Annotated in this window: 24 protein-coding genes; 14 read left to right on the top strand and 10 right to left on the bottom strand. The window is 63.6% G+C overall.

The annotated features are described in order from the left end of the window. Positions 1-85 precede the first annotated feature (85 nt). The gene (locus AX769_RS21055; RefSeq protein ID WP_157887850.1) at positions 86-697 is read right to left on the bottom strand and encodes a sigma-70 family RNA polymerase sigma factor; all 612 of its coding nucleotides are present in this window, start codon (positions 695-697) and stop codon (positions 86-88) included. Between the two features lie 731 nt (positions 698-1,428). On the opposite strand from AX769_RS21055, the gene AX769_RS21050 reads away from it, so the two are divergent. From AX769_RS21050 to AX769_RS21040, 3 genes are all read left to right on the top strand, one after another. Then, the gene (locus AX769_RS21050) at positions 1,429-1,998 is read left to right on the top strand and encodes a sigma-70 family RNA polymerase sigma factor (RefSeq protein ID WP_082764148.1); all 570 of its coding nucleotides are present in this window, start codon (positions 1,429-1,431) and stop codon (positions 1,996-1,998) included. Positions 1,999-2,796: 798 nt separating this feature from the next. Then, the gene (locus tag AX769_RS21045) at positions 2,797-3,270 is read left to right on the top strand and encodes a hypothetical protein (RefSeq protein WP_239452097.1); all 474 of its coding nucleotides are present in this window, start codon (positions 2,797-2,799) and stop codon (positions 3,268-3,270) included. Next, a complete protein-coding gene (locus AX769_RS21040) occupies positions 3,267-4,115 on the top strand; it encodes a DDE-type integrase/transposase/recombinase (RefSeq protein ID WP_082764147.1) in 849 nt (282 codons plus the stop codon). Before AX769_RS21045 ends, AX769_RS21040 begins: the two co-directional genes overlap by 4 nt. 676 nt (positions 4,116-4,791) lie before the next feature. On the opposite strand, the gene AX769_RS21035 is transcribed toward AX769_RS21040, so the two are convergent. From AX769_RS21035 to AX769_RS24340, 3 genes are all read right to left on the bottom strand, one after another. Continuing rightward, positions 4,792-5,160: a GntR family transcriptional regulator gene (locus AX769_RS21035; RefSeq protein WP_066284251.1), complete on the bottom strand. Its 369-nt coding sequence runs from the start codon at positions 5,158-5,160 to the stop codon at positions 4,792-4,794. Next, a complete protein-coding gene (locus tag AX769_RS21030; protein WP_066284249.1) occupies positions 5,157-6,128 on the bottom strand; it encodes a hypothetical protein in 972 nt (323 codons plus the stop codon). Before AX769_RS21030 ends, AX769_RS21035 begins: the two co-directional genes overlap by 4 nt. Positions 6,129-6,440: 312 nt before the next feature. Next, entirely contained in the window at positions 6,441-6,617 is a 177-nt protein-coding gene (locus AX769_RS24340) for a hypothetical protein (protein WP_157887849.1), read from the bottom strand. 248 nt (positions 6,618-6,865) lie between these two features. Here AX769_RS24340 and AX769_RS21025 point away from each other — a divergent pair, with 248 nt between their 5' ends. Next, complete coding sequence (locus tag AX769_RS21025) at positions 6,866-7,432, top strand: recombinase family protein (protein ID WP_066284248.1); 567 nt, start codon at positions 6,866-6,868, stop codon at positions 7,430-7,432. 152 nt (positions 7,433-7,584) lie between these two features. Then, positions 7,585-8,166: a recombinase family protein gene (locus tag AX769_RS21020; RefSeq protein WP_066284247.1), complete on the top strand. Its 582-nt coding sequence runs from the start codon at positions 7,585-7,587 to the stop codon at positions 8,164-8,166. Positions 8,167-8,249: 83 nt separating this feature from the next. Here AX769_RS21020 and AX769_RS21015 read toward each other — a convergent pair whose 3' ends face one another. Beyond that, a complete protein-coding gene (locus AX769_RS21015; RefSeq protein ID WP_066284246.1) occupies positions 8,250-8,852 on the bottom strand; it encodes a TetR/AcrR family transcriptional regulator C-terminal domain-containing protein in 603 nt (200 codons plus the stop codon). A 138-nt stretch (positions 8,853-8,990) separates the two neighbouring features. Here AX769_RS21015 and AX769_RS21010 point away from each other — a divergent pair, with 138 nt between their 5' ends. Then, positions 8,991-10,178, top strand: a complete 1,188-nt coding sequence (locus tag AX769_RS21010; RefSeq protein WP_369824122.1) for an FAD-dependent monooxygenase — start codon at positions 8,991-8,993, stop codon at positions 10,176-10,178. A gap of 56 nt (positions 10,179-10,234) precedes the next feature. On the opposite strand, the gene AX769_RS21005 is transcribed toward AX769_RS21010, so the two are convergent. Then, complete coding sequence (locus AX769_RS21005; RefSeq protein ID WP_157887848.1) at positions 10,235-10,723, bottom strand: MarR family winged helix-turn-helix transcriptional regulator; 489 nt, start codon at positions 10,721-10,723, stop codon at positions 10,235-10,237. 107 nt (positions 10,724-10,830) lie between these two features. Here AX769_RS21005 and AX769_RS21000 point away from each other — a divergent pair, with 107 nt between their 5' ends. From AX769_RS21000 to AX769_RS20990, 3 genes are all read left to right on the top strand, one after another. Next, positions 10,831-11,328, top strand: coding sequence for a pyridoxamine 5'-phosphate oxidase family protein (locus AX769_RS21000; protein WP_066284242.1), 498 nt, complete (start codon positions 10,831-10,833; stop codon positions 11,326-11,328). Then, positions 11,325-12,020 (top strand): NAD(P)-dependent oxidoreductase, encoded by a 696-nt coding sequence (locus AX769_RS20995; RefSeq protein WP_066284241.1) that lies wholly within the window; start codon positions 11,325-11,327, stop codon positions 12,018-12,020. The genes AX769_RS21000 and AX769_RS20995 overlap by 4 nt, the downstream gene beginning before the upstream one ends. A 386-nt stretch (positions 12,021-12,406) precedes the next feature. Next, positions 12,407-12,730 (top strand): hypothetical protein, encoded by a 324-nt coding sequence (locus AX769_RS20990; protein ID WP_066284237.1) that lies wholly within the window; start codon positions 12,407-12,409, stop codon positions 12,728-12,730. 199 nt (positions 12,731-12,929) lie between these two features. Here AX769_RS20990 and AX769_RS20985 read toward each other — a convergent pair whose 3' ends face one another. After that, a complete protein-coding gene (locus AX769_RS20985) occupies positions 12,930-13,505 on the bottom strand; it encodes a CcdC protein domain-containing protein (protein ID WP_066284236.1) in 576 nt (191 codons plus the stop codon). Between the two features lie 234 nt (positions 13,506-13,739). Here AX769_RS20985 and AX769_RS25535 point away from each other — a divergent pair, with 234 nt between their 5' ends. The 3 genes from AX769_RS25535 to AX769_RS20970 are packed head-to-tail and all read left to right on the top strand — an operon-like array spanning position 13,740 to position 16,200. Continuing rightward, a complete protein-coding gene (locus AX769_RS25535; RefSeq protein ID WP_066284235.1) occupies positions 13,740-14,975 on the top strand; it encodes a histidine kinase in 1,236 nt (411 codons plus the stop codon). After that, a complete protein-coding gene (locus AX769_RS20975; protein WP_066284234.1) occupies positions 14,885-15,541 on the top strand; it encodes a response regulator transcription factor in 657 nt (218 codons plus the stop codon). Before AX769_RS25535 ends, AX769_RS20975 begins: the two co-directional genes overlap by 91 nt. After that, complete coding sequence (locus tag AX769_RS20970) at positions 15,538-16,200, top strand: TMEM175 family protein (protein WP_066284232.1); 663 nt, start codon at positions 15,538-15,540, stop codon at positions 16,198-16,200. The genes AX769_RS20975 and AX769_RS20970 overlap by 4 nt, the downstream gene beginning before the upstream one ends. A 344-nt stretch (positions 16,201-16,544) precedes the next feature. On the opposite strand, the gene AX769_RS20965 is transcribed toward AX769_RS20970, so the two are convergent. Next, positions 16,545-17,858 (bottom strand): ISL3 family transposase, encoded by a 1,314-nt coding sequence (locus AX769_RS20965; RefSeq protein WP_066284231.1) that lies wholly within the window; start codon positions 17,856-17,858, stop codon positions 16,545-16,547. Positions 17,859-18,206: 348 nt separating this feature from the next. Between AX769_RS20965 and AX769_RS20960 the strand changes: the two genes are divergently transcribed. Together AX769_RS20960 and AX769_RS20955 are read left to right on the top strand one after the other, a co-directional pair. Next, on the top strand, positions 18,207-18,521 hold the full coding sequence (locus tag AX769_RS20960; protein ID WP_066284230.1) for a DUF2316 family protein: 315 nt from the start codon (positions 18,207-18,209) through the stop codon (positions 18,519-18,521). Next, positions 18,518-19,540, top strand: coding sequence for an amidohydrolase family protein (locus tag AX769_RS20955; RefSeq protein WP_239452096.1), 1,023 nt, complete (start codon positions 18,518-18,520; stop codon positions 19,538-19,540). The genes AX769_RS20960 and AX769_RS20955 overlap by 4 nt, the downstream gene beginning before the upstream one ends. Positions 19,541-20,100: 560 nt before the next feature. On the opposite strand, the gene AX769_RS20950 is transcribed toward AX769_RS20955, so the two are convergent. Both AX769_RS20950 and AX769_RS20945 read right to left on the bottom strand, forming a co-directional pair. Continuing rightward, positions 20,101-20,472 carry a VOC family protein gene (locus tag AX769_RS20950; protein WP_066284228.1) on the bottom strand — a complete coding sequence of 124 codons (372 nt, stop codon included), beginning with the start codon at positions 20,470-20,472 and terminating at the stop codon, positions 20,101-20,103. 99 nt (positions 20,473-20,571) lie between these two features. Beyond that, positions 20,572-21,270, bottom strand: a complete 699-nt coding sequence (locus tag AX769_RS20945; protein ID WP_066284227.1) for a YafY family protein — start codon at positions 21,268-21,270, stop codon at positions 20,572-20,574. Positions 21,271-21,456 lie beyond the last annotated feature (186 nt).

Below are 21,456 nucleotides of genomic sequence, written 5' to 3'. Positions count from 1 at the left end.
CCCAGTCGGCCCGACCATTTTCTGCGTAATTCGTTTCGACAACACGACTCCTGGAAGTAGCCGGTGTTGCCACGATCGCTAGAACTCACCGGTTTCGTCGGAGGCTCGTGAGGGCGGAGTTGATCCTGGACTTCACCGTCCCCACCGGTACGCGGAGACGGTCCGCGATCTCAACGTGTGTGAGCTCTTGGAAGTACGCCAGCTCGATGACCTCACGTTGCAGGAAGGTGAGGTGGGTGAGGGATTGCCGCACGTCATGCCGGAGGGCCCAGTCATCGTGGACACGGGTGAGCGCTGCGGTGTTGGCGTAGAAGTGTTCGGTGCCGGCGTGCAGGGTGTAGTCGCGGTGGGTTTGCGACGCTCGGACACGGTCGATTGCCCGGGAGGTCGCTAGCCGGCGCAGATACCCGGCGGCTGAGCCTTTGTCGGCCTGGAACCGGTCGGCGTGCAACCACACCTCCAGGAAGAGGTCTTGGATCACTTCCTCGGTTTGTGCCCGGTCCCGAAGGATCCGCAGGACCGTGCCAGAGAGCTTTCCCGCCCAAGCCTGATGAAGCAACCCGAAGGCGACCGTGTCGCCGGACGCGATGGCGGTAAGAAGATTGCCTGCCTTCTGTCCGGTGGTCGGGCCCGGCGACACGTTGTCGTGGGTCAGGGTCATAGCGAATTCCCGCTTATCAAGAGTGGTGGGGTGCACAGCCGGTCCCAGATGACAGCCGTATACAGGGGGAAAGGGGGACGAGGTTTAGGCGGCCGTGTGCAGATGTGTGTCAAGAAGCGTCGGCCAGGCGGCACTTCGGGGACTGTTCCCGGACACGGCAGAGATCGCGTAGAGATCATTGACGGCAACGAGGTGCCGTGCCCGATGTGGAGGGTGCCGATGGTCTCGGTGATGCTCCACCTATTCCCGGCCAGCGACGACCGCGTGACCGTGCGCCCCCTCATCAGACCAGTGGTGGAGCGTCCCAGTGTAGGCAGGACAGGGAAGGGCGCTGACGCGGTCATAGGTGAGCTTTCTCAACGCGAGGGCACTGCACCGATTCGGGTCGGCGCAGTGTCCTCGGGATCTCCACGGGTGTCAGGAGTGACATCCCCGGGGGACGAGTCAGGGTGGGAAGAATTCGGGTCATCCCACCCGGTCAAACGTGGCTCGATCGTGCACCGGGAGTAGATCAAGACTAGATGTCCCCTAAAGGCGGACACCTGTCTAAGGACCCCCATTCCGGGGGGCTTCACACGCAACACAAGCCGTCGCCGCGGAATGACCTATCCAGACCACCGGTAAACCTTGCGGCACCCTCGGTCCCTTTGTACCCCGCACTGGGGTTCGAGAAGTAGGAAGGTCCTTCGTAGTGTCGACTCGACGGGTGACACTGGGTTGCCCGACTCTTTCGGCCTAAACCCTGCCGATCTCGACAGGAACAGTCCATGACAACGTCAGCCACCCCTGCCCGCACCGCCGGGTCGGACGAGCTTCTCACGCTCATCGGACACGGCGACCAGGCGGCGTTCGCGTCCTTCTACGACCACACCTGCGCTCGCACCCTCAACCTGATCCGACGCGTGCTGAAGGACTCTGCCCAATCCGAAGAGGTGGCGCAGGAGGTGTATCTCGAGCTCTGGCAGCACGCCGCCCGGTTCGACTCCGGAAAAGGCTCACCCATCAACTGGCTTCTTACCGTCGCTCACCGGCGTGCCATCGACCGGGTCAGAGCATCCCAGGCATCCCGCAACCGTGACCTGGCCATCGGTATCCGCGACACCGCCCATCCCTTCGACCATGTGACAGAAAACGTGCAGACGTCGATGGAGTACCACGACGCGCGACGGGCGATGACGCGTCTGAGCGCCAAGCACCGTGCCGTGATCGAGTTGACCTACGACCACAACCTGTCCCGTGCCGAGACCGCCGAACGGCTTGGCATCCCCGTGAATACCGTGAAGACCAGCCTGCGCGACGGGCTCATCGCATTGCGGCGCCAACTCACCGCCGCTTAACCCACCCGCGCAGCAGATCAAGGCTTCATCCCTGGCGGTACCGCGGTCAATGCCCGCCACCGTCTTCTTGGACGTCAACGCGAACACGAGGTCATGCCCCGTAGCGTGGTCTAGCGCGGTGGTCACCCAACCCTTGGCCCGGATCGTCACCTTCACCCGCGGGCGTCTACTGCAGCCATGGAATCCGTGCTGAAAGGCTAGGGTTGTAAGACGTCTCGCCGGCTGGATCCCGAGGCCTGTGAGTCGCGTCGATAGGTGGCCGTTTGTGCGTGCACGGTGACCAACGCTCATCGCCCACTAGGTCACCGGATGCGATGACGTGGGCGGCGCAAGGATTGCCCCATCGGCGGAGGATCCATCGATCTCGACGCGCACGTAGTTGTCGGCAATGGCCTCGAGGCGGTCAGCGCTTTCCGACACCGGCGCGTTTCGAGCTACCTACCGCGAATCGTGATCGGTGGAATGGGAGTCGCATACCCGGATGTCGGAAACTCGACGGTGATGGATCCGTCGGAATGACAAGTCGATGTGAAGAACCCGGCAGCGGCAGGCTTCGTGCCAATGGATGGTGCGTATTCAGACCCCGGCGCCCGCAGGAGGAAAATGCTCTGCCGCGTATAGAGGGTTCCTCGTGCGTGGAGGAACGTGTTCGTTTCCCGAGCGGTCACGCCTGGCTCTCCATGGCAGGAGGCGGCGACGTCGGTGTACGTCGGTAGCAGATCCCTATCCGCCAGACTTGAGTGAGACGCCGGGGAACCCGGGAGTTTGGCTGGGGCGTGGTCCCTGAGGAGCATGATCATGACCACGATGACGACGCCTGCGGCAGCTGCTGCGATGACGCCGGCTGATATTGCGACGCCGTCCGTTTCCATCGCGGACACGGCAGAGGACGCGCCTCGTGCTGGCCGTTCGGCCAGGCGGTCGTTCACGACCGAGTACAAGCGGAAGATCGTGGCCGAGTACGACGCAGCACCGACTGGTTCTAAGGGTGCCGTGTTGCGCCGGGAGCGCTTGTATGACTCGCATGTCACGGAGTGGCGTGCTCAGATCGCTTCGGGCACGCTGGGTGCTTCGCGTCCCGGGCCCCGTCCGGGCAGCACGTCACGCACGGCGGAGCAGACCGAGATCGCCCGATTGCGTAAGCAGGTGACGGTGTTGGAGAAGACCGTCACCGACCGCGACGTGAAGCTCGCCCAGGCCAGGGAAGCGTTGGACGTGCTGGGAAAAGGGGTCGCGTTCTTGGAAGCTCTCTCGTCCAGGAACGCGTCATGAGCCGTGAGAGCTGGGTCGCGTGGCAGGTCGAGTCCGTGGCGGCGATCACTGGCATGCTCGGGGTCGTTGCCGGGTGCGCTCTGATCGGCCTGTCACGGGCGACGCATCACCGGATCGTGCATCCCCGGCCACGAGTCCACGGCCCGGCCGAGGCTCCCCGCCCGCACCCGTCGGCGCTCCGCCCGGCCGAACGCGCCGGCGTGCTGGCGGTGTTGGACAGCGACCGGTACGCGAACGTCTCGGTCGCGCAGGTCTACACCCGCGAGCTCGACGAGGGCCGCTACTGGTGCTCACCGCGCACGATGCACCGCATTCTGGCCCAGGCCGGGCAGTCCGGGGAACGCCGCCGGCAAGCGACCCACCCGCCCAGGGCGGTCCCGGAACTCGTCGCCCACCAGGTCGGTGACGTGTGGTCGTGGGACATCACGAAGATGCGTGGCCCGTCCAAGGGCTGCTGGTTCCACGCTTACGTGATCTTGGACATCTTCTCCCGCTATGTCGTGGGCTGGCGCATCGAGAACGTCGAAGACGGACGCCTCGCCGCCGACCTCGTCGAGCAGGCCGTCACCGACACCGGGCACCGGCCCGGCTGGCTACACGCCGATGGCGGCGCGGCGATGACGTCCAAACCCCTCGCGTCGCTGCTGGCCGATCTTGACATCACCCGCTCCCACTCCCGGCCCCGCACCAGTAACGACAACCCTTACAGCGAGGCACAGTTCAAGACCATGAAGTACCTGCCCGACTACCCCGACCGGTTCGACAGCATCGGCCACGCCCGCGCCTGGATGGAGAGCTTCATCAGCTACTACAACCACGAGCACTACCACTCCGGCATCGGCTAGTACACCCCGGCGTCCATCCACCACGGCACCGCCGACACCGTCCGCGACCGACGACAGGCGACCCTCGACACCGCCCACGCCGAACACCCCGAACGCTTCACCCGCAGGCCCAACGCCACGAAACTACCGACTATCGCGCACATCAACGACCCCGCCCGCCGACGCACCGAACCAGCCAAACCCGAACCCACCACCACGTCTCACTTGAATTGACAAATACCGGATGGCCGACATAGCCGATCACCCCAGTCGTCCCTGAGACAACGGCCAGGATGATTCCGACTTGAGCCAGACCTCGCCGCACGGAGAGATTGCGCCGGGCGCGCAGCCACAGGAATGCCCGGCCGGATGCAGCGATCTCGGCAAGCAGGAGCGACATGATTCCAAAGTCCCAGCCTGCTGCTCCGCGAACGTAGACGTCGACGTCAGCGCACGTGCCTAGACACAGCAACGTGATCGTGCCAGCACCGAATATCAGCGAGGCAGCCGAAATCGCCCTGCCGGCTCGGATGCGAGCGCGCGATCGGTCATCCTCCATGCGCCCAAGCTACGGACTGGGGCCGGCTTGCTCGTCGGTCCGAAGACGCATTCGAGGTGACCAGCGAATGAAACTGGCCATACCTGAGCTTGATTCGATCCGGGTTCGCGGCCAGAACGCTGGGTACGTTGACCAACGTCATCCGTTCGTGTCGCTGTCGGTTTCCCAGGCTGCTCGGACGGCGAGGATGGCTTGTTCAAGGGTGAGGCCTTGTTGGCGGATGGTGGCGGTGAAGTCGAGGGCTGCATCGAGGATGTGCGGGTAGTTATCTGCTTGGATGCTGACCCGGGTGCCGGCGCTTCGCCGGGTCACGATGAGCCCGTCTGCTTCGAGGAGGGAGTAAGTGCGGGCGACGGTTCCGGGGGAGATACGGAGGTCGGCAGCGAGTTGGCGGACGGTGGGGAGGCGAGCGTCGGTGGGAAGGGTTCCTAACCGGATTTGGTTCGAGATCTGCACCCGAAGTTGTTCGAAGACGGGGGTGGGGTCGGTGTCGTCGACTTGGATCATGCCGGGTCCCGTGCCAGTCGCAGGAGGATCAGGGTGGCGAGTCCGAAAGTTTCGATGCCGGCGATGATCTCGATGAGGCCGATGAGGTGGGCGGGTTGGGCGTAGTTCATCCCGACCTGCCTGCACATCGATGAGCCGGGGCCGGTGCTGTGGCAGTCGCCGACGATGGGGAAGAACGACTCCGTCCAGGTTGTGGCCCCGGCGTGCCAGAGGAGGGACCCCATGGCCATGCACAATCCGGTGATGGTGATCGCGACGACTGCGCGGGCCAAGGTGTCGCGGTGGAGAGCGTCCTCGTGTTGGGTGGCGTCGTTCCCACGGCCCGGGGACCGTTCCAGGAGGACCAAGGCGGGGACAGCAAGGGCGGCGACCAGCACACTGGCTGTGATCGCCGCGGTGGTGAACCAGCCATCGAATCCCTCGGCCTCGTTGGTGGTGCCGCCCTGGGTCACGTCCAGGGACCAGGCGAAGGTACTCCCACTCTCACCGACCATCGTCGTCCACAACGCCACGATGACAAGCACCAGTAGCACCAGTGCGACCGTCACGGGGAGCAAGTTCGCGAAGGACAACAGCTTCTGCCTGCGTTGCGAGAGGTCAGTGGTCCGGACGGAGAGCTGTCGGCCCTGAGCCGGTCGGGTGAACACCACGACCAGCACGGCCGCGACCGTGCCGATCAGGGGAGCGAACACTTGGCTGAAGCCGAATACATCGGGCGGGCCCTGATCTAAGAAGCGGAGATAGAACGGGCTCGACCCGGAGTCGGAACGGACCTGCGCAATCCCGAATATCACCGCCGCCAGCAACCCCGCCGCCAACCCCACGGCCATAGCCCGCCGAATTATGAGGGCACTGCCGGTATGGGCGGCACCCACCTGGTGGGCGCGTCGAAGGACGCGGATGATGCCCGCACTGACGAACACGCTTGCGACGATCGCCATCACCCCGAGAAACCATGGCTGCATCACATGAACCCCTTTTGTATCGGTTCACCAATACAAGCGCGATTCTTTGGTTGTGTCAATCATTCAGAACAAGATCCGGAGCGAGGACGTGACCGAGGCGACCTGCGATTCCCGTCGAAGACGGCGTCAAGACGGCCGCCTCCGTGTTGCGGGAGTTGACCGCAAGGAGTCCGGATCATCTTGGTTCCCCGGAGTGTGCGGACTGCACCGTGGAGGACGCTCGCCGAGCACGACCGGAAACCCTCAACGTCCGTCTCGGTCGGCGTTTGGAGGGGAACGCTTGCCGCGACACTCCAGGGCGGATGGCCAATTCAGCTAAAAGACGTGAAGCGTAGGTAGAGCCACGATGACGATTCCGACGACGATCGCGGTCGCGAGGGTCCAAATCCACCAGGAGCGTGACTTCCGCGCTCGCGCAGCCTTGTCGGCCGGCGATTCTGTGATGCCCATGTAGTCCAGCGCGCGGCGCGCGCGGCTTGGTTTCTCAGTCATTGGGCCAGACTCCCATCTTGTGACCGGGTGCGTAGGCGCGTCCTTATGCGAGTCGTTAGGACGATGCTCTGCGGCCAACGGGGGGCAGCAGCGCGTGCAGACAGTGCCCGTAAGCCGGACGACCACCGCTCCCACCGAACCCATTTTGGGAGTCCAGGAAAGTACTGGGTGGACCCATGTACGTATGACCCGTACGATGAAATGCACGGTGAAGGGGGGATAACTGCAACAATGGTTTCATGACGGGAATGAAGATCGGGTACGCCCGGGTCTCGACCAACGACCAGGACCTCACCGCCCAACGAAACGGTCTGCTTGCCCTTGGTGTGGGTGAGAAGCAGATCTTCGTCGACCACGGCCTCACCGGGACGAACCGGGCAAGGCCGGGTCTCCGGGAGGCGATGGCGGCGACCCGTGCCGGCGACACTCTCGTCGTCACCAAACTTGACCGGCTCGCGAGGTCTTTACCCGACGCTCGCGATATTGCCGACGAGCTGACCGAGAAGGGTGTCGTCCTCAGCCTTGGCGGCAGCACCTACGACCCGACCGACCCGGTGGGCAGGCTGCTGTTCAACGTCCTCGGCATGGTGGCAGAGTTCGAAGCCGACTTGATCCGGATGCGGACCAGGGAAGGGATGGCGGTTGCGAAAGCGAACGGCCGCCTCAAGGGCAAGCAGCCCAAACTCACCACAGCGCAGCAGAAACACCTGCGGAAGGTGCACGACGCCGGCGAGCACACCCAGGCCGAACTGGCGGACCTGTTTCAGGTGTCGCGGACGACCATTTACCGGGAGCTGCGACGCAGCGCCGGGTGAGCGGCCCCGCCAAGGAGCGATCACAGAACGCCGCCATTGAGCGATCAACTCCACAGTTTTTCGCCACACCTAAGTTCCCATATCTATGTGCTGAAAGCGTCTGCTTAGATTCCGGTGTTGATCGTTAGTTTTGGGACACTTGGAGGCTCTACTTGGGGAAGCTGATCGGCTACGCGCGGGTCTCGATGAAGCAGCAGGCAACTGAACGGCAGGAAGCGGATCTTCTCGCGGCTGGCGTCCGTCGGGATGACCTTTACGTTGACCAGGGTGTCTCGGGTGCTCGAGCGTCGAGGCCGGCATTCGATCGCGCCCTCGAGGCGATTCACGACGGTGACACTCTCGTGGTGACGACTTTGGATCGTCTTGGTCGGTCGACGCAGAACATGCTCGACTTCGCCGAAGGCCTCCGGGCGCGCTCGGCGGGGCTGCGAGTGTTGAACCTCGGGGGAGGGGATGTCGATACGTCGACTCCGATGGGGTCGATGGTATTCACGGTGATGTCGGCTCTGGCGCAGATGGAGCTCGACATCAAACGAGAACGGATCACCGACTCGGTCGCGAAGCGCCGTGCCTTGGGTGGGGATTTGGGTGGGCGCCCGCACAAGGTCTCAGACCGGCAGATCAAGAACGCGATACGTCTCATCGACGGGGGAGAGGCCGCGGAGGGTGTCCTTCGCGACCTGGGGCTGTCACGGTCGACGTTCTACCGGCGGGCTCGCGCCTTCCAGGTCTAGTCCGAGACGGGCTCAGTGAGATGGGCGATGGGGTACCTGGTGGAGCTGTGATAAACGGCTTTTGTTCACTATCTTGCTGGCACCTATCGGCCGGCGAAACCCTTGCTCCGGGCCGGGCTCTTTGGTGAGGCGGTTTGCTGGAGCCCGTTGAGGAGCATGGTTAGTCCCGCTTCGAACGCTTGCTCGTGGCTGGGGACGGTCAGGTTCATCTCGCTCTCATCTTCGAGATCGGGGTTGGCTTGTTGCTCGAGTGCGCTGCCGACGGTGAACCTGCTTGCGGCGAGCATCCCTGCAATGGCGTCGGCCTGGGGGACGCCGGAGTCGACAAGGAACGCGAACTTCTGCAGCAGACGTTCTCGTGATGCACTGTCAGGGACGGACCCGGCGTGCAGCCTTGCCCCGTCTCGGCGGGTGAGAAGAGCGCTTCGGAAGCTTCTGTAGTTGTCGCGGAACCATGAACTCCACTCGTCCCCCTGCTCCGGCAGGGGCATTTCGTCGTGGGGCTCTAGAGCAGCTGCGGCCATGGCTGCTATCAGCTCTTGTTTGCTGTGGAAGTGCCAATACAGCGAAGGCTGTTCCACCCCGAGGCGGCGTGCCAGGGCGCGCGTGCTGACACCATCGAGGCCCACTTCATCCAGCAGCGCCAGTGCCTCGCTCACAACAGTGTCCCTCTCGATCTTCGCCATGGTTGACAAACTATCACCGATAGGCAAAGACTGCGTGCGCAGAAGCTATCACTGATAGGGAAGAGGGTTTGTCGTGGTCATGCAAGAGAGGAAGTCACTGAAAGTGCTTATTGCGGGTGGGGGGTCTCGGGCCCCGCATTGGCGTTCTGGTTGGCGCGGGCCGGGCACCGGGTCACCGTCGCCGAGCGGTTCCCGGCGCTTCGAGCGACGGGTGCGCAGGTTGACCTTCGAGGCCAGGGGATTGAGGCGATCAAAGCAATGGGGTTGATGGATGAGGTCCGGGCGCATCTGGTTCACGAGCCGGGTGTCGCGTTCGTGGACTCAGCGGGTAGGAGGTTGGGGACGATCATGGCCAACACCACGGGCCGGGGTAAGCAAACGCTCACGTCGGAGTTCGAGATCATGCGGGGCGACCTGGTCCGCATCCTTCACGGGGCGACGAAAGAGAACGTCGATTATCGTTTCGGGGTGTCCGTTGACGGTTTCGATCAGACCGGTGGCGACGTGACCGCGCACTTCTCCGATGGCTCGTCGGAGACATTCGACCTGCTCGTCGGCGCCGACGGTCAGGGGTCACGGATCCGCCGGTCCATTAGGCCGGAGGGGGAGGACCCGTATTGGCGGACTGGGCTGCACATGGCGCATTGGTTTGTGCCCCGTGTTGCTTCCGATGGTGACGTTCGGGAGACCTACCCGGCGGCCGGGGGGCGGCAGATCATGCGTCGCAGCCACAATCCTTCTGAGACGCAGGCGTACTTCGTGCTCCGAGACTCGTCGGAGGAGGCATCCGCCATTCACCGCGCCCCCACCGAGGATCAGCAATGTTTCTGGGGTGACCGGTTCCGGGATGTCGGCTGGCAGGCTCAGCGCTTTATCGACGGGATGGCCACGGCGCCGTTCTTCTACTCACAAGAGGTCCTGCAGGTCCGGATCGATACCTGGTCGAAGGGCCGGGTTGTCCTCCTTGGTGATGCCGCGCACTGCGCATCCCCATACAGCGGCATGGGTATTTCCGGAGGTCTCGTCGGGGCGTATGTGCTCGCGGGCGAGATCACTGCAACGCCGGACGACGTCGACGGAGCCCTCGGCCGGTACGACACCGCTCTGAGGCCGTTCGTCGACGAGATCCAGGCGGCTGTCAAACCGCGTCTGCTTGCACTCGGGTTGCCGAAACCGAGGATCGGCGTCGCAGTGCTTCAGGTGGCATTCCGCGTCGCCTGCGCCCTCAGGATTCCGGAACGTATCGCGGCACGAGCGTCGACTGACCGGGGCGGCGCCTGGGCCCTTCCTGACTACGACGACCTACCTGCCCGCGCTACGGGCTGAGGCCCAGGGGTGCGCTCTTCGGAACGACAGGTGATGCTCATCGTCTCGCGGATCCCTCAAAGCCCCGTCTGGGCTGAGGCGTCGAATCGAGTGTCTGGCTGCCCGCTGTCGTTGGTCGCGCCGAGGACTTTCCTCAAGAGATGGTTCAGCTGCGTGCTCTCGCCGGCGGTAAGGCCGGCGTCCGTGAGATCGTTCGTGGCCTGTGCGATATCCCACACTGTGGCGAGTGCTTCTCGGCCGAAGGCCGTGATTTGGACGGGATTTCGTTGACCTCTAGCGCGGACGCCCGTCCGGCGGACCATCCCGCGCTGTTCCAGACCATCGAGCAGGGGCGACATGCTCTGCGGTGTCACAAGGACAGAGCGGGCAATGTCGGCCGTCGTCATCTCCTCTTGTTCGGCGAGGTAGGCGAGCACCCCGAAGTGGATCGGGTTCAACCCGTGCCCCGCCAGCCGTGCGGACATCCGTCCGCCGAGAAATCGAGCCACCCGGACGACGTTCCACGTCACTATGTCGTCAAGTCCACCGTCTTCATCAGCCTGCACCCGCGCCACCTCTCGTTTACCCGCTGGAACTTTCGGCTTTCCTGAGTCCCAACAGTAGGCACAAGGCGTAACTTGCAGAAAACTGTTTCTTCTTTGAAGGGTGCGCTATGTCCGACACAACCTCCACCGACCGCCAGCACGTGGCGGACCTCGTCAGCAAGGCGAAGGTCGCCATGCTCACCACCATGACACCGGCGGGTAAGCACGTGAGTCGTCCGATGGCGCTTCAGGAAGCCGAATTGGACGGCGACCTGTGGTTCTTCGCTTACGAGAACTCGGCCAAGGTTCAGCAGATCAGCACCGTGCCGGAGGTCAACGTGTCCTTCTCCGACAACGGGAACCACTCATGGACCTCCATCGCCGGCACCGCCCACATCGTCCAGGACCGTGCCAAGGCCGAGCAGTTGTATTCGAAGGTGCTCCAGGCCTGGTTCCCGGAGGGTCTCGACACCCCAGGGCTCACGCTGATCAAAGTCGAAGCGGACAGTGCTGATTACTGGGAAGGCCCGAATAGCACCGTCGCTTTCGTCACAGGCGCACTCCGGGCTGCGGTCCAGAAGAACCCGGACAAGGACCCGATCCGCAACGACACCGTCGAACTGTGACCGGGGAGCCCGCACGGCTTCTTGTTCTCGGCGCGAACGGACCGACCGGGAGGCGGACCGTCGAGCAGGCCCTCGAGCGCGGCCATCACGTCAATGCCCTGACGCGCCACCCCGAGACGTTCCCTATCCGACACGACCGACTGCACGTCACGGCCGGCGACGCCACCGATCCGGCCGTCATCGATGCCGCCGTGGCGAATACCAACGCCGTGATCTGCACCATCGGAGCCGCATTCACCAGGCAGCCGGTCAAGGTCTACTCAACGAGTGCCCGTCTCCTCGTCGACGCGATCGGCCGCCACGAGAAGCGACGGCTGATCGTCGTGACCTCGTCAGGGCTCGGGCCGCCTCAACACTCCGGGGTAATCGGCAATTTCTTCCGCGTCCTGATGCGGGACCACGTAGGAAAGACGGTCTATGACGACATGGCCGAGATGGAGAGCTCGGTGTCAGCCAGCGACCTGGACTGGACGATCGTCCGCCCGCCCGGTCTGACCAACCAACCGGGCATCGGATACGCGGTCGCGGAAGATCAGATCGAGGGCGGAATCTGTTCGCGGGAGGATCTCGCCGCGATGCTCCTCGATCAACTCGACGATGACCGGTTCATCCGGAAAGTCGCCGCCATGACGAGCCCGGGCATGACGGCCAGCGCCCGCTACATGATCTGGCACGAGATGCTCAAACGCTGACCGGGTAGGGCCAACCGCTCCCTGTCCCTGTCCTCGGGAAGACTCGCTGCCACCTATGGGCGTGTCTCGAAAAAGCCTGACCCGCACGGATATCACTAGCCTGGCGCGAGACGGCTTCACAAGACACCACACATGCGCCTAGCTGCGGGCCATAGCTCCCCTGGGTCAGACCGCGGTGAGACGTCTGTAAACCTTTAGGTTGTCAAGGCAGTCACTTTGTCCGAATGCCGTTAGCCAGACAGAAGCGAATTGAGTGATGCCGCGGGCCGCAGGGCCCTTTAGGGGCGTCCCTCGACCGCTGACGTATTGCGGTCCGGTTGAGGGCAAGTGCAGTCAGAATGGCGGCTGCCGGGTCAGGCTGCGGGAGATCGAGGAGAGCCCGCACCATGTTCTGGGCGGTGACTGTCTTCGCCTCCTCGGCTGCGGCACGAGGAAGGGTTAACCGCCTGACTATTACGGCTGCAGAGGCGGACGGGAGGTACTTGCCGAGCGCGGCACGGCCGCTTATTGGCGTGCGTTCGGTGTCGATCCCGACTTTGCCCATCGCCCTGGTCGAGTTTGCCTGCCGCCTCGCGCGCGTCGTTGGCGTGTGCAGCGAATCAGGTGGTTGCCAGGATGACGACTACTGCGAATGCGACGCCGAATGTGCCGACGGTAAGGAGGATGACAAGGCCCAGGTTGTTCTGTCGCTGTCGATAGTCCTCTGCTGAGGCAGCGTCCCATGAAGCCTTCGTCCGCTCATCTGATGCCCCGTCCGAAGGTGGTATTTGCACAAGGTTGGGTGACGGGCGATTGGAGACTGCGTCTGGAGCGCGTGTGATTGCCAGCGACTGGATCCACCGCGGGATGACCATGACGAGCCGAGTCAAGGCCGCTCCGCGCGGCCGGACGCCGGGAGTTGTCTCCCGTTTAGCGGCGGCCAGCACGGCGGCGTTCAATCCTGGAGGAACGGTTGGCGCGCCGCTGGTGGTTGTTGAAGAATGCGGAGCTTTGATTTGCTTGGCCGTCTCTGCCGCGGCTCCAGATGACACGCGAACCTGTTTTCGTCCCGCGTGAGGCGACGACGATGCCCTCCATGAGGACGCCGAGGCCCAGGCGGAGGAAGAGTCCCGAGGATTCTTGAGACGCGGCAGCCGGGTCGATGCCGGCGATGATGGCGGCGCCGACCAATTTGATGACGATGTTTGCAATCCACAGCGCGATGGTCACCTTGGTGTATTTCATCCAGACGACGCCGTTTTTGTCGTAGAGCTTGATGCTGAACCCTCGGACGATTCCGAAGACGATGCTGACGAGGGTGGACACCACGACGACGCCGATTCCCAGGCTTGTCCAGGTGTGGGAGATGACAAACAGCCCAATCACGACGAAGACGATGGGTGCGACCAGCAGCTGTCTGCCTTGGGCTGGCTGACCGGCGGAGCGGCGAACGAGCGTGTACGCAAGTAACGCGATGACGAGAATGATCTCGATGGGATCGGACATGCTAGTTGCCTCCTGTCGGCCGCGTTTCGGCCCTAGGTCAACTCTGGTGAGCGCGAGGTGTGGGGCCATGGTGCAGTGAACCTACTTTTTGGGTGGAGAAGTGACGTGCGTTGGTGCTTTCTTCATCTCCACCCAAAAAGTGGGTCAGGCGGGGGACGCCATCTGACGGCGGTGGCCGTACGGTGAGGTTTGGCAGAAAACCTCGCAGGCTGCTTTGTACACGAAGGGGCACCGGTGAAGTCGACTCCCGCAGCTGATCGGTCTCGTGCCGCTTACAGCGACCGCCTTTGGGAACCGTTCCTGGTCGCGGCATACATCGCCGTCGTCACGGCCGAATTGATTGGTAGCCACGGGCCGGCCGTCGCCCTGGGATGGTTTCTTTTCATACCGGTGGCGCTCCTCGCCCTCTGGACGCTTATCCCCGCGAAACCGGAACCGTTTCCAGTCCGCGTTGCCCTGCTCACCTTCTACGTCGTCCTCGCAGGCATCCTGTTCGGTGTGCCCGCAGGCACCTTCTCTGCCGGGTTCGTCTTCATCGCCGCTCTGGCCGCCGGCCGCCTGCTGGAGTCGCGCCGCGCCGCTCTCACGGTGGCCGTCATCGCATCACTCACCTGTGCCGGATCGAGCCTGGTCGCATCCCAGTATTTGCCCGCGGAATGGCCGTGGTGGCTCGGCCTGGCCGCAGGACTCCCCGTCTATGTCGGCATCTCCCGACGAGACCGCATCGCGGCTCTGCTGGAAGCGCGCCTCGGCGCCGCGGAAGCACAGCGCGCCCGAGCCGCCGAAAACAGAGAAAGCGCCCTCATCGAACGAGGACGCATCGCCCGCGAGATCCACGATGTCCTCGGCCACTCGCTCTCTGCCATCTCCTTGCAACTCGACGTCGCCGACACTCTTCAGTCCAAGGGCCGGATGCAAGAGTCCGTGGCAGCTCTCCGACGTGCACGCGCTTTGGCACGGGCCGGTATTGGGGAAACCCGCCGAGCAGTCCACGCACTTCAGGAAGACCCCCTCCCTCTCACGGATAGCATCGAAGCGATCGCGGCGGTGTACCGAGCATCCTTCGTGGTCACCGGGACGGCCGTGTCAGTCGGGATAGACACCGCCCAGACGCTGATCCGGGCAACCCAGGAAGCGTTGACCAATGCCCACCGGCACGCGCCCGGCGCGAACTTGAACGTGGCACTCGGATTCGGCACTGCCGACGCCGAGACACGTTCCGTGGAGCTGGCAGTCAGCAACGGGCCCGCGACAGGGCCATCTCGGCATATCGACGAAGAGAGAGAAGGAACAGGCATGGGCTTGGAAGGTATGCGGGAACGAGCACGGTTGCGAGGCGGCAGCGTCAACGCCGGTCCCACCGACCCGACCAGACCGTCATCCGACAATCCCTCGAGCTTCTCCTCGATCTCGTTGATGACCTCGAAGTCGTCGGCACAGCCACCAACGGTCTCGACGCGCAAACCATGAGCGCACAAACCGCGCCCGATGTCGTCCTGATGGATCTCAACATGCCCATCATGGGAGGCGTCGAAGCGACGAAACTGCTCCTTTCGGACCACCCCGACATTGCGGTGGTCGTCCTGACAACGTTCGACGACGACGAATCGATCCTCCAAGCCCTCCGCGCCGGCGCCATCGGCTACCTCACCAAAGACGCCGACCACGCGCACATCGCCCAAGCCATCCGAAGCGCCCACCTCGGCCAATCCGTTCTCGACACCGACGTTCAACTGCGTCTGCTCCGACTCGCCGAGAAAACACCCGACACGACTGCCGGGCACATCATCGGCGCTCCCCTTACCCCCATTGCCCCCGCCGTTCCCTCGCTGCTCACGAAGCGAGAGAAGGAGATCCTGCATCTCGTCGGCGCCGGCTTCCGCAACGGGGAGATCGCAATGATCCTGTCCGTCGCGGAAGCCACCGTGAAAACGCACATCAACAACATTTTCACTAAAGCCGACCTGCATTCCCGCAGCGACGCTGTTCGCTACGCCCTCACCGTCGGCCCGGATGCGCCAGAGTTCCGAAAATGACCAAGACACCGAACCCGGCGCAAAACGTGTTCGAACGCGGATTCGAGAGGCTTAACGCCCTCAGCGATGGTGTCGTCGCCATTGCCATCACCCTGCTGATCTTTCCCATCACCGCCCTCGCCACCGGGTCCCACGGCGAAAATGTCCTCACGATCATCACCGACCACGAGTCGAAATTCATCACCTTCCTCATCACCTTCTTCGTCATCGCGATCCTCTGGGTCGGAAGTCACCGCCTCTACCGAGACGTCATCGCTTACACCGGGGCACTCCTGTGGACACAGATGGTCTGGCTGCTCAGCATCGTCTTCATCCCCTTCCCCATGGATGTCCTGGCATCCGTCAACGACGTCATCTTCCCCAACTCCGCCGTATACGCAGGCACCCTCCTGCTGGCCTCTAGCGCCCTCCTCGTCGAATACGCGATCGTCTACCGCACACCCGCCCTCCAAGCTAAAAACGTCAACCTCCGCCCCGGACTTATCAGCGCCAGCATCAGCACCGCATCCGTCGCAGCCGCGTTCGCCCTAACCCTGCTCACGCCGCAACTTGGTCTGAAACCTCTCGTCCTCCTCGCGGCAGGAATCATCGCCGGTCAGATTGTTGCTCGCCGAGGTAGAGGACGTCCCGCTGACGGCAGTGACGCCCAGGACCGATGACCTACACGTCTCGCAGCCGGCCAGCGACGCCTTCACAGGCTGAACTTTCTACTGTCAGGGACAAAAACCGACCGTCTAGGCACCGGACTCCAAACACCACAAACTCTGAATGCCCGCGGCCACGCCCCGAAATTGGCACCCTCGGGACAGACCGTCACATTGCGATCCCAGAACACCGCCAAAGAGCGGTAAAGTTCACACCCCACACGGTGTGCGAGAAACTCCACCACAACCGGGGACGTTACCCCAATCTCAATCCGTCGGTGTCGCCGCCGCGGAAAGTGGAGATCCTAGCCAGGAGTCGCATTTGAGCGTTTTTGAGGCTCTCCTGACTCTTCCGTGGGTTAAATCCGGCCGGGGAGTACTGGTTTGTGGCCGCCGAGGGAGAGCATGGCGAGGGCGATGAGTGCTTGGGGTGATTTGAATCCGAAGGCCATGCGGGTCATCAGTCGGATTTTGGTATTCATGGATTCCACGCGACCGTTGGAGAGGCCGTGCTCGATGGAAGCGAGGATCGCGGCCCGGTGTTTGACGATGCTGCGTTGGAGTGTCACGAACGCGGGGATCCGGGACCGGCGAGCCCAGGCCACCCATTTGTCGAGGGCTTCGGCAGCTTCGTGGTGGGGCAGTTTGAAGATCACGCGCAAACCTTCCTTGAGGTAGTAGGCCCGGCCGAGGGTGGGGTCGGTCTGCACGATCCAGGCGAGCTTGACCTTCTGCTTCTCGGTCAGGTTCTCCGGGTTCTTCCAGAGCGCGTAGCGGGAGTTCTTCACCCCGGCGGCGCGGGCGCTGTCCGGGCGGGCTGGCGCGTTTTTGGCGGGCCGCCCCCGAGGGCGCTGGGCCTCGTTCGTGCGGGCAGCTTTTCGGGCGTCATTCCACGCGGCCCGGCGCACCTCATCGAGGGCGTCGGTGGCCCATTTCACGACATGGAACGGGTCCGCGCAGCGGACCGCGCAGCGGACCGCGTTCGGGCAGCGCTGGGCCACAACAGCGGCGATCCAGGCGGCCCCGTCCGCGGAAACATGGGTGATCTGCGCCGAGCGTTCCGGGCCGAGCGCGTCGAAGAAGCTCGCCAGTGTGGCCTTGTCCTGACCCGGTGCCGCCCAGACCAGCCGACCCGAGTCGTGGTCGATGACGCAGGTCACATACTTGTGTCCACGCTTGTAGGAGATCTCATCGATGCCGATCCTGGTCAGCCCCGCGAACTGGTCATGGAGCTGGCCGGTATCGGCCCAGACCCGGGTGATGATCGCCCCGACCGTGCGCCACGCGATCCGCATCAACACGGTGATCGCGGTCTTCGACGTTTGCGTGGCCAGCCACGCGACCTGATCGTCGAAGAAGCGGGTATGGCCGCTCTGGTGCCTGGCCCAGGGAACGGCCGCCACGATCACACCGTGGATGGAACACGTCACCCGTGGCGCGTCGGCCTCCAACACGACCTGAATCGACCCGGCATCCAACGACCGCCAGCGCCGTCGCCCAGCACCTCCATCAAATCGTGGGCTGCGCTTTCGACACGACCCGCAGCGGTTCCGCATCGATACGGTCGGCCGCACCGAGGCAACCAGAATCCCGCTCACCACATCGAGATCGATGCCCTCCACGATCGTTTTCTCGACACCGAGCAGAGCCCGCCATATCGTGAGAGATCGCACGCCGTTTTTCCGTTCTAAAGTCTCTGTTCTTTTGACAGTCAGAAACCTAGACGGACAGCGGCGTGCGGCCGTTAAGGCACCCCGAAACGACCCACGGTTACGTCACAAGAGCCCGTTTTCCCGTATCAGGGGCGCCTCGGGTCTGACATAGCACTGCCTTGCCGCGGGGTCAGGCGCCGCTCAAGATCTCCTCAAGCCCACTGCCCCCCGGCACCTTGGAACCGGTCATAAGACATGCCCTGCGCGGCGAGCCCCCGGCCTTTTGGCAATGTTGCTGCAGCTGCCTGATCCGTGTAGCAGCTGCCTGACCGTGGGGAGCACACTGAGGGTGACCGAAAAGAGGGCCTCTTGTCGCTGAACCGATCTGAACAGGCGCAGACACGGGACGAGTTGCACGCCAACCTTCGCCTGTCACGCTTCACCCTTGAGGAAGTCGGCCGCGCTCTCGGCTGGGACACGATCCAGACGACTTCCGCGTTGGATGTCGCCGGCACGGACCCTCGCGACGTCTGGCTCGTCCGCGACTACCTCGACCGGGTGGTCGCCGCCGCCGGTCTGATACCGCTGCCCTACTCGACTCTCACCGAGCATGCGCGTAGTAACGCCGAAGCCTGGTTCGGTCTGTACGACGTCGACACCATCACGAAAGGAACCACCCCATGACCGACATGCCACCCCGCCCGGCGACGCGCATCATCGCCCTGGAAGAGCACTTCGTCACACCCGACGTCGTGAAGGCCTGGCAGGCGTTGCCGCCTGGGCGAATGACAATCAGCGGCGGCGCCGATGATGACAAGATCTCCCTGCACCTGCTCGAAATTGGGGAGGATCGCATCGCCGCGATGGATGACCAGGGTGTCGACGTTCAAGTGCTGTCACTGAACTCCCCGGGCGTGCAGTCTCTCGACCCGGCCAACGCCACCCCGGTGGCCCGCGATGCCAACGACGCACTCGCCGCTGCGATCTCCAAGCACCCGGACCGCTTCCAAGGCTTCGCCGCCCTGCCCACCCCGGACCCCGATGCGGCCGCCGCCGAACTCGAGCGAGCAGTTACCGAGCTCGGCTTCGTTGGTGCCCTGATCAACGGTCGGACCGGCACGACGAACGCCGATGCGAGACAGTTCGACAACCTCTACGCGACGGCCGAACGCCTCGGCGTCCCACTGTACTTCCATCCACAAACACCGTCCGAGCCTGTGCTCGAGGCGTACTACTCCGGCTTCGGACAGGCAGTCGACTTCATTCTGGGAAACCCCGGCATCGGCTGGCACTACGAGACCGGGATGCAGATCCTGCGGATGATTTTCGCCGGCGTCTTCGACCGGTACCCCCAACTGCAGGTCGTCACCGGACACTGGGGCGAAGTGATCCTGTTCTATTTAGAGCGCACTCAGCAGATGATCGACGCCATGGGGGCACACCTCGACCGACCGTTGGCGGATTACGCCCGCGAAAACCTGTGGGTGACGGGCAGCGGGCTGCTCTCTGACCGGTATTTGCGCTGGAGCATCGAAGTGATCGGCGCCGACCGGATCATGAGCGCTGTCGACTACCCCTACATCGACAACTCCGGCGGCGCCGCCCGCCGGTTCCTCGACAACGCCCCGATCAGCCCCGATCAGCGCGACGCTATCGGCTCCGGCAACTGGGAGCGACTTCTCGCACGCCGAACCATCCGCTGACTCACCCACAGCCGGTTGCGAAACCGCGCTCAGGTGAGGTTCGTTGACGCTGTTACGGAACCGTTCGCGTAATCCGGCAGGTCTGTAACGCTCGAGATGGCCTTGACCGTCAATTAGGGAGTGGTGGCCCGGCGGGTCATCGGGTGGCGAGGGTCACGGCCGTGTGCCGGAAAGTGTCATCGTTGGGGTCGCTTGAGAATTCGGAGCCTCGAGTACTCCAATCCCCAAATTCTCAAACGCCCCCCTACCTCCGTGCTGGGGTTGACACTGTTGAAGCTGGCGATGCCGACGGCCCCGGAGAGGCAGACCTGGTCGCGGTCGTGAGTGTCCTTCCTGCTGATACGCGGCCGATGCCTTCCGTCACGGCCGACGACGACCTCGTGCCGGCTCGTGCCCCGGCCCGTGGGCGGCGACATGAACCCGTTGATTGGTGAAGGGAATCACGGACACTTCAATGTCCGCTGATTTGTGCACAAGCCCCGAAAATACGGCCCCCTGGGCACTCAATGACGAACATTGACAGCACCCAAGTTCCTGTATGTGTGTGCTGTGTTCCTTGTTCAGGTAGTGGGCTTAGTGAACAGGTTGACGACGTTGCCGTCCGGGTCGCGGATAAGGGCCGAACGGTTCCCCCAGGGCATTGTCGTCGGCGCGAGGACAACGTCTTTGGGTTCGGGCTGCAACGTGGCGAAGGCATCGTCGACGTCGATGACTTCAAACTCGATGAACACCGATCGGTTCGTTTCAGGAGTCATCGCGCCGTCGAGCATCGCGACTGTCGCGGTGCTCGCGATCGCGAGGTTTGCGCCGGGCCCGCTGAACTGCGCGAAGATCGGCGCGGGGCGTTCGGCTTGCTGTCCGGTGACTCGTTCATAAAAAGCGACGAGCCCGTCGAGATTGTCGGTGACGATGCGGATGGATGCGAACGACATGGGATACCTCCTGGGGTGTGGGTGACGTGGAGGGACCATGCTTGCCGATTACTGCGACAACGTCCTGTCGGTGTTTCGAAGATTCGTCGCCGTACCGCGTTAGTCGTGGTCGATCACTGACCGCAGACGCCCGAACTCGATGGCGAGGTCCTCGGGCCGGAGTGAGCGCCGCTCGGGCCGCTCGTCGGTCACCTCAACAGACAGCATCCGGTCGCCGCGGAATGCCCGGATGCTGTTTCGGAGTCGGCACCAGGCGATGAGGTACCACTGCCCCTCTTTACCGATCGAACCCAGCGGCTCGACTTCGCGCACCGACTCCTTGCCGGTCCTGTCTTGGTAGTGAAGCCTCACCACACGATCAGCTCGAAGCGCGGCAGCGAACTCCGCCGGGGCAGCGGAGTCCTCGGTGTCTTCGAGGAAGTGAACCCGGGAGGCGAGGGCGGTAGCTCGTGCAGCGTCACCGTCGGGCATCACCGCGAGGGTCTTGCGGGCGGCGGTCCGGGCAGCGTGTCGGAACGGGCTGTGTCTGAGGCCACCGAGACCGATCAACACTGCGAGGGTTTCGTCCAACGTGAACCCCGCGGGGCCGAGCGTGGCGGAGGCGTCGATGACGTACCCGCCGGTCCTGCCAGGCTCTGCCCAGATCGGTAAACCTGTTTGTTGCAACGCAGCAAGGTCACGCTCGATCGTCCTCACGGACACCTCGAACCGGTCAGCGAGCCGTCGAGCACTACACGGCCGAGGCGACACCGCCCGCAGCTCCTCAACGAGGCCGTAGAGGCGATCGGTCCGGTTCACCGGGCAATTATCTGCCACCAGGCGTGTGGATTTGGAGAACACCCAACTCTGAGCTCCGAATTCTCCAGGGACCGCTGATGGGGGAGGCCTTCGCGGGACCCCGATCGACGTGATGACTATCGGTGCAAGGGCTTACCGTGTGAACTTCGCCGCTCTTTTGGGCTCTTGTGACGTAACCGTGGGTCG

Source organism: Frondihabitans sp. PAMC 28766, from assembly GCF_001577365.1.
In the GTDB taxonomy this organism is placed as follows: Bacteria; Actinomycetota; Actinomycetes; order Actinomycetales; family Microbacteriaceae; genus Frondihabitans.
The sequence above is the reverse complement of the archived record's forward strand: the minus strand, read 5'-3'. Positions and strand labels throughout refer to the sequence as shown.

Excerpts from the sequence above, each read along its gene's own strand:
- AX769_RS21050 (WP_082764148.1), top strand. The coding sequence starts at position 1,429 with ATGACAACGTCAGCCACCCCTGCCCGCACCGCCGGGTCGGACGAGCTT.
- AX769_RS21045 (WP_239452097.1), top strand. The coding sequence starts at position 2,797 with ATGACCACGATGACGACGCCTGCGGCAGCTGCTGCGATGACGCCGGCT.
- AX769_RS21040 (WP_082764147.1), top strand. The coding sequence starts at position 3,267 with ATGAGCCGTGAGAGCTGGGTCGCGTGGCAGGTCGAGTCCGTGGCGGCG.
- AX769_RS21035 (WP_066284251.1), bottom strand. The coding sequence starts at position 5,160 with ATGATCCAAGTCGACGACACCGACCCCACCCCCGTCTTCGAACAACTT.
- AX769_RS24340 (WP_157887849.1), bottom strand. The coding sequence starts at position 6,617 with ATGACTGAGAAACCAAGCCGCGCGCGCCGCGCGCTGGACTACATGGGC.
- AX769_RS21025 (WP_066284248.1), top strand. The coding sequence starts at position 6,866 with ATGAAGATCGGGTACGCCCGGGTCTCGACCAACGACCAGGACCTCACC.
- AX769_RS21015 (WP_066284246.1), bottom strand. The coding sequence starts at position 8,852 with ATGGCGAAGATCGAGAGGGACACTGTTGTGAGCGAGGCACTGGCGCTG.
- AX769_RS21000 (WP_066284242.1), top strand. The coding sequence starts at position 10,831 with ATGTCCGACACAACCTCCACCGACCGCCAGCACGTGGCGGACCTCGTC.
- AX769_RS20990 (WP_066284237.1), top strand. The coding sequence starts at position 12,407 with ATGTTCTGGGCGGTGACTGTCTTCGCCTCCTCGGCTGCGGCACGAGGA.
- AX769_RS20985 (WP_066284236.1), bottom strand. The coding sequence starts at position 13,505 with ATGTCCGATCCCATCGAGATCATTCTCGTCATCGCGTTACTTGCGTAC.
- AX769_RS20970 (WP_066284232.1), top strand. The coding sequence starts at position 15,538 with ATGACCAAGACACCGAACCCGGCGCAAAACGTGTTCGAACGCGGATTC.
- AX769_RS20955 (WP_239452096.1), top strand. The coding sequence starts at position 18,518 with ATGACCGACATGCCACCCCGCCCGGCGACGCGCATCATCGCCCTGGAA.
- AX769_RS20950 (WP_066284228.1), bottom strand. The coding sequence starts at position 20,472 with ATGTCGTTCGCATCCATCCGCATCGTCACCGACAATCTCGACGGGCTC.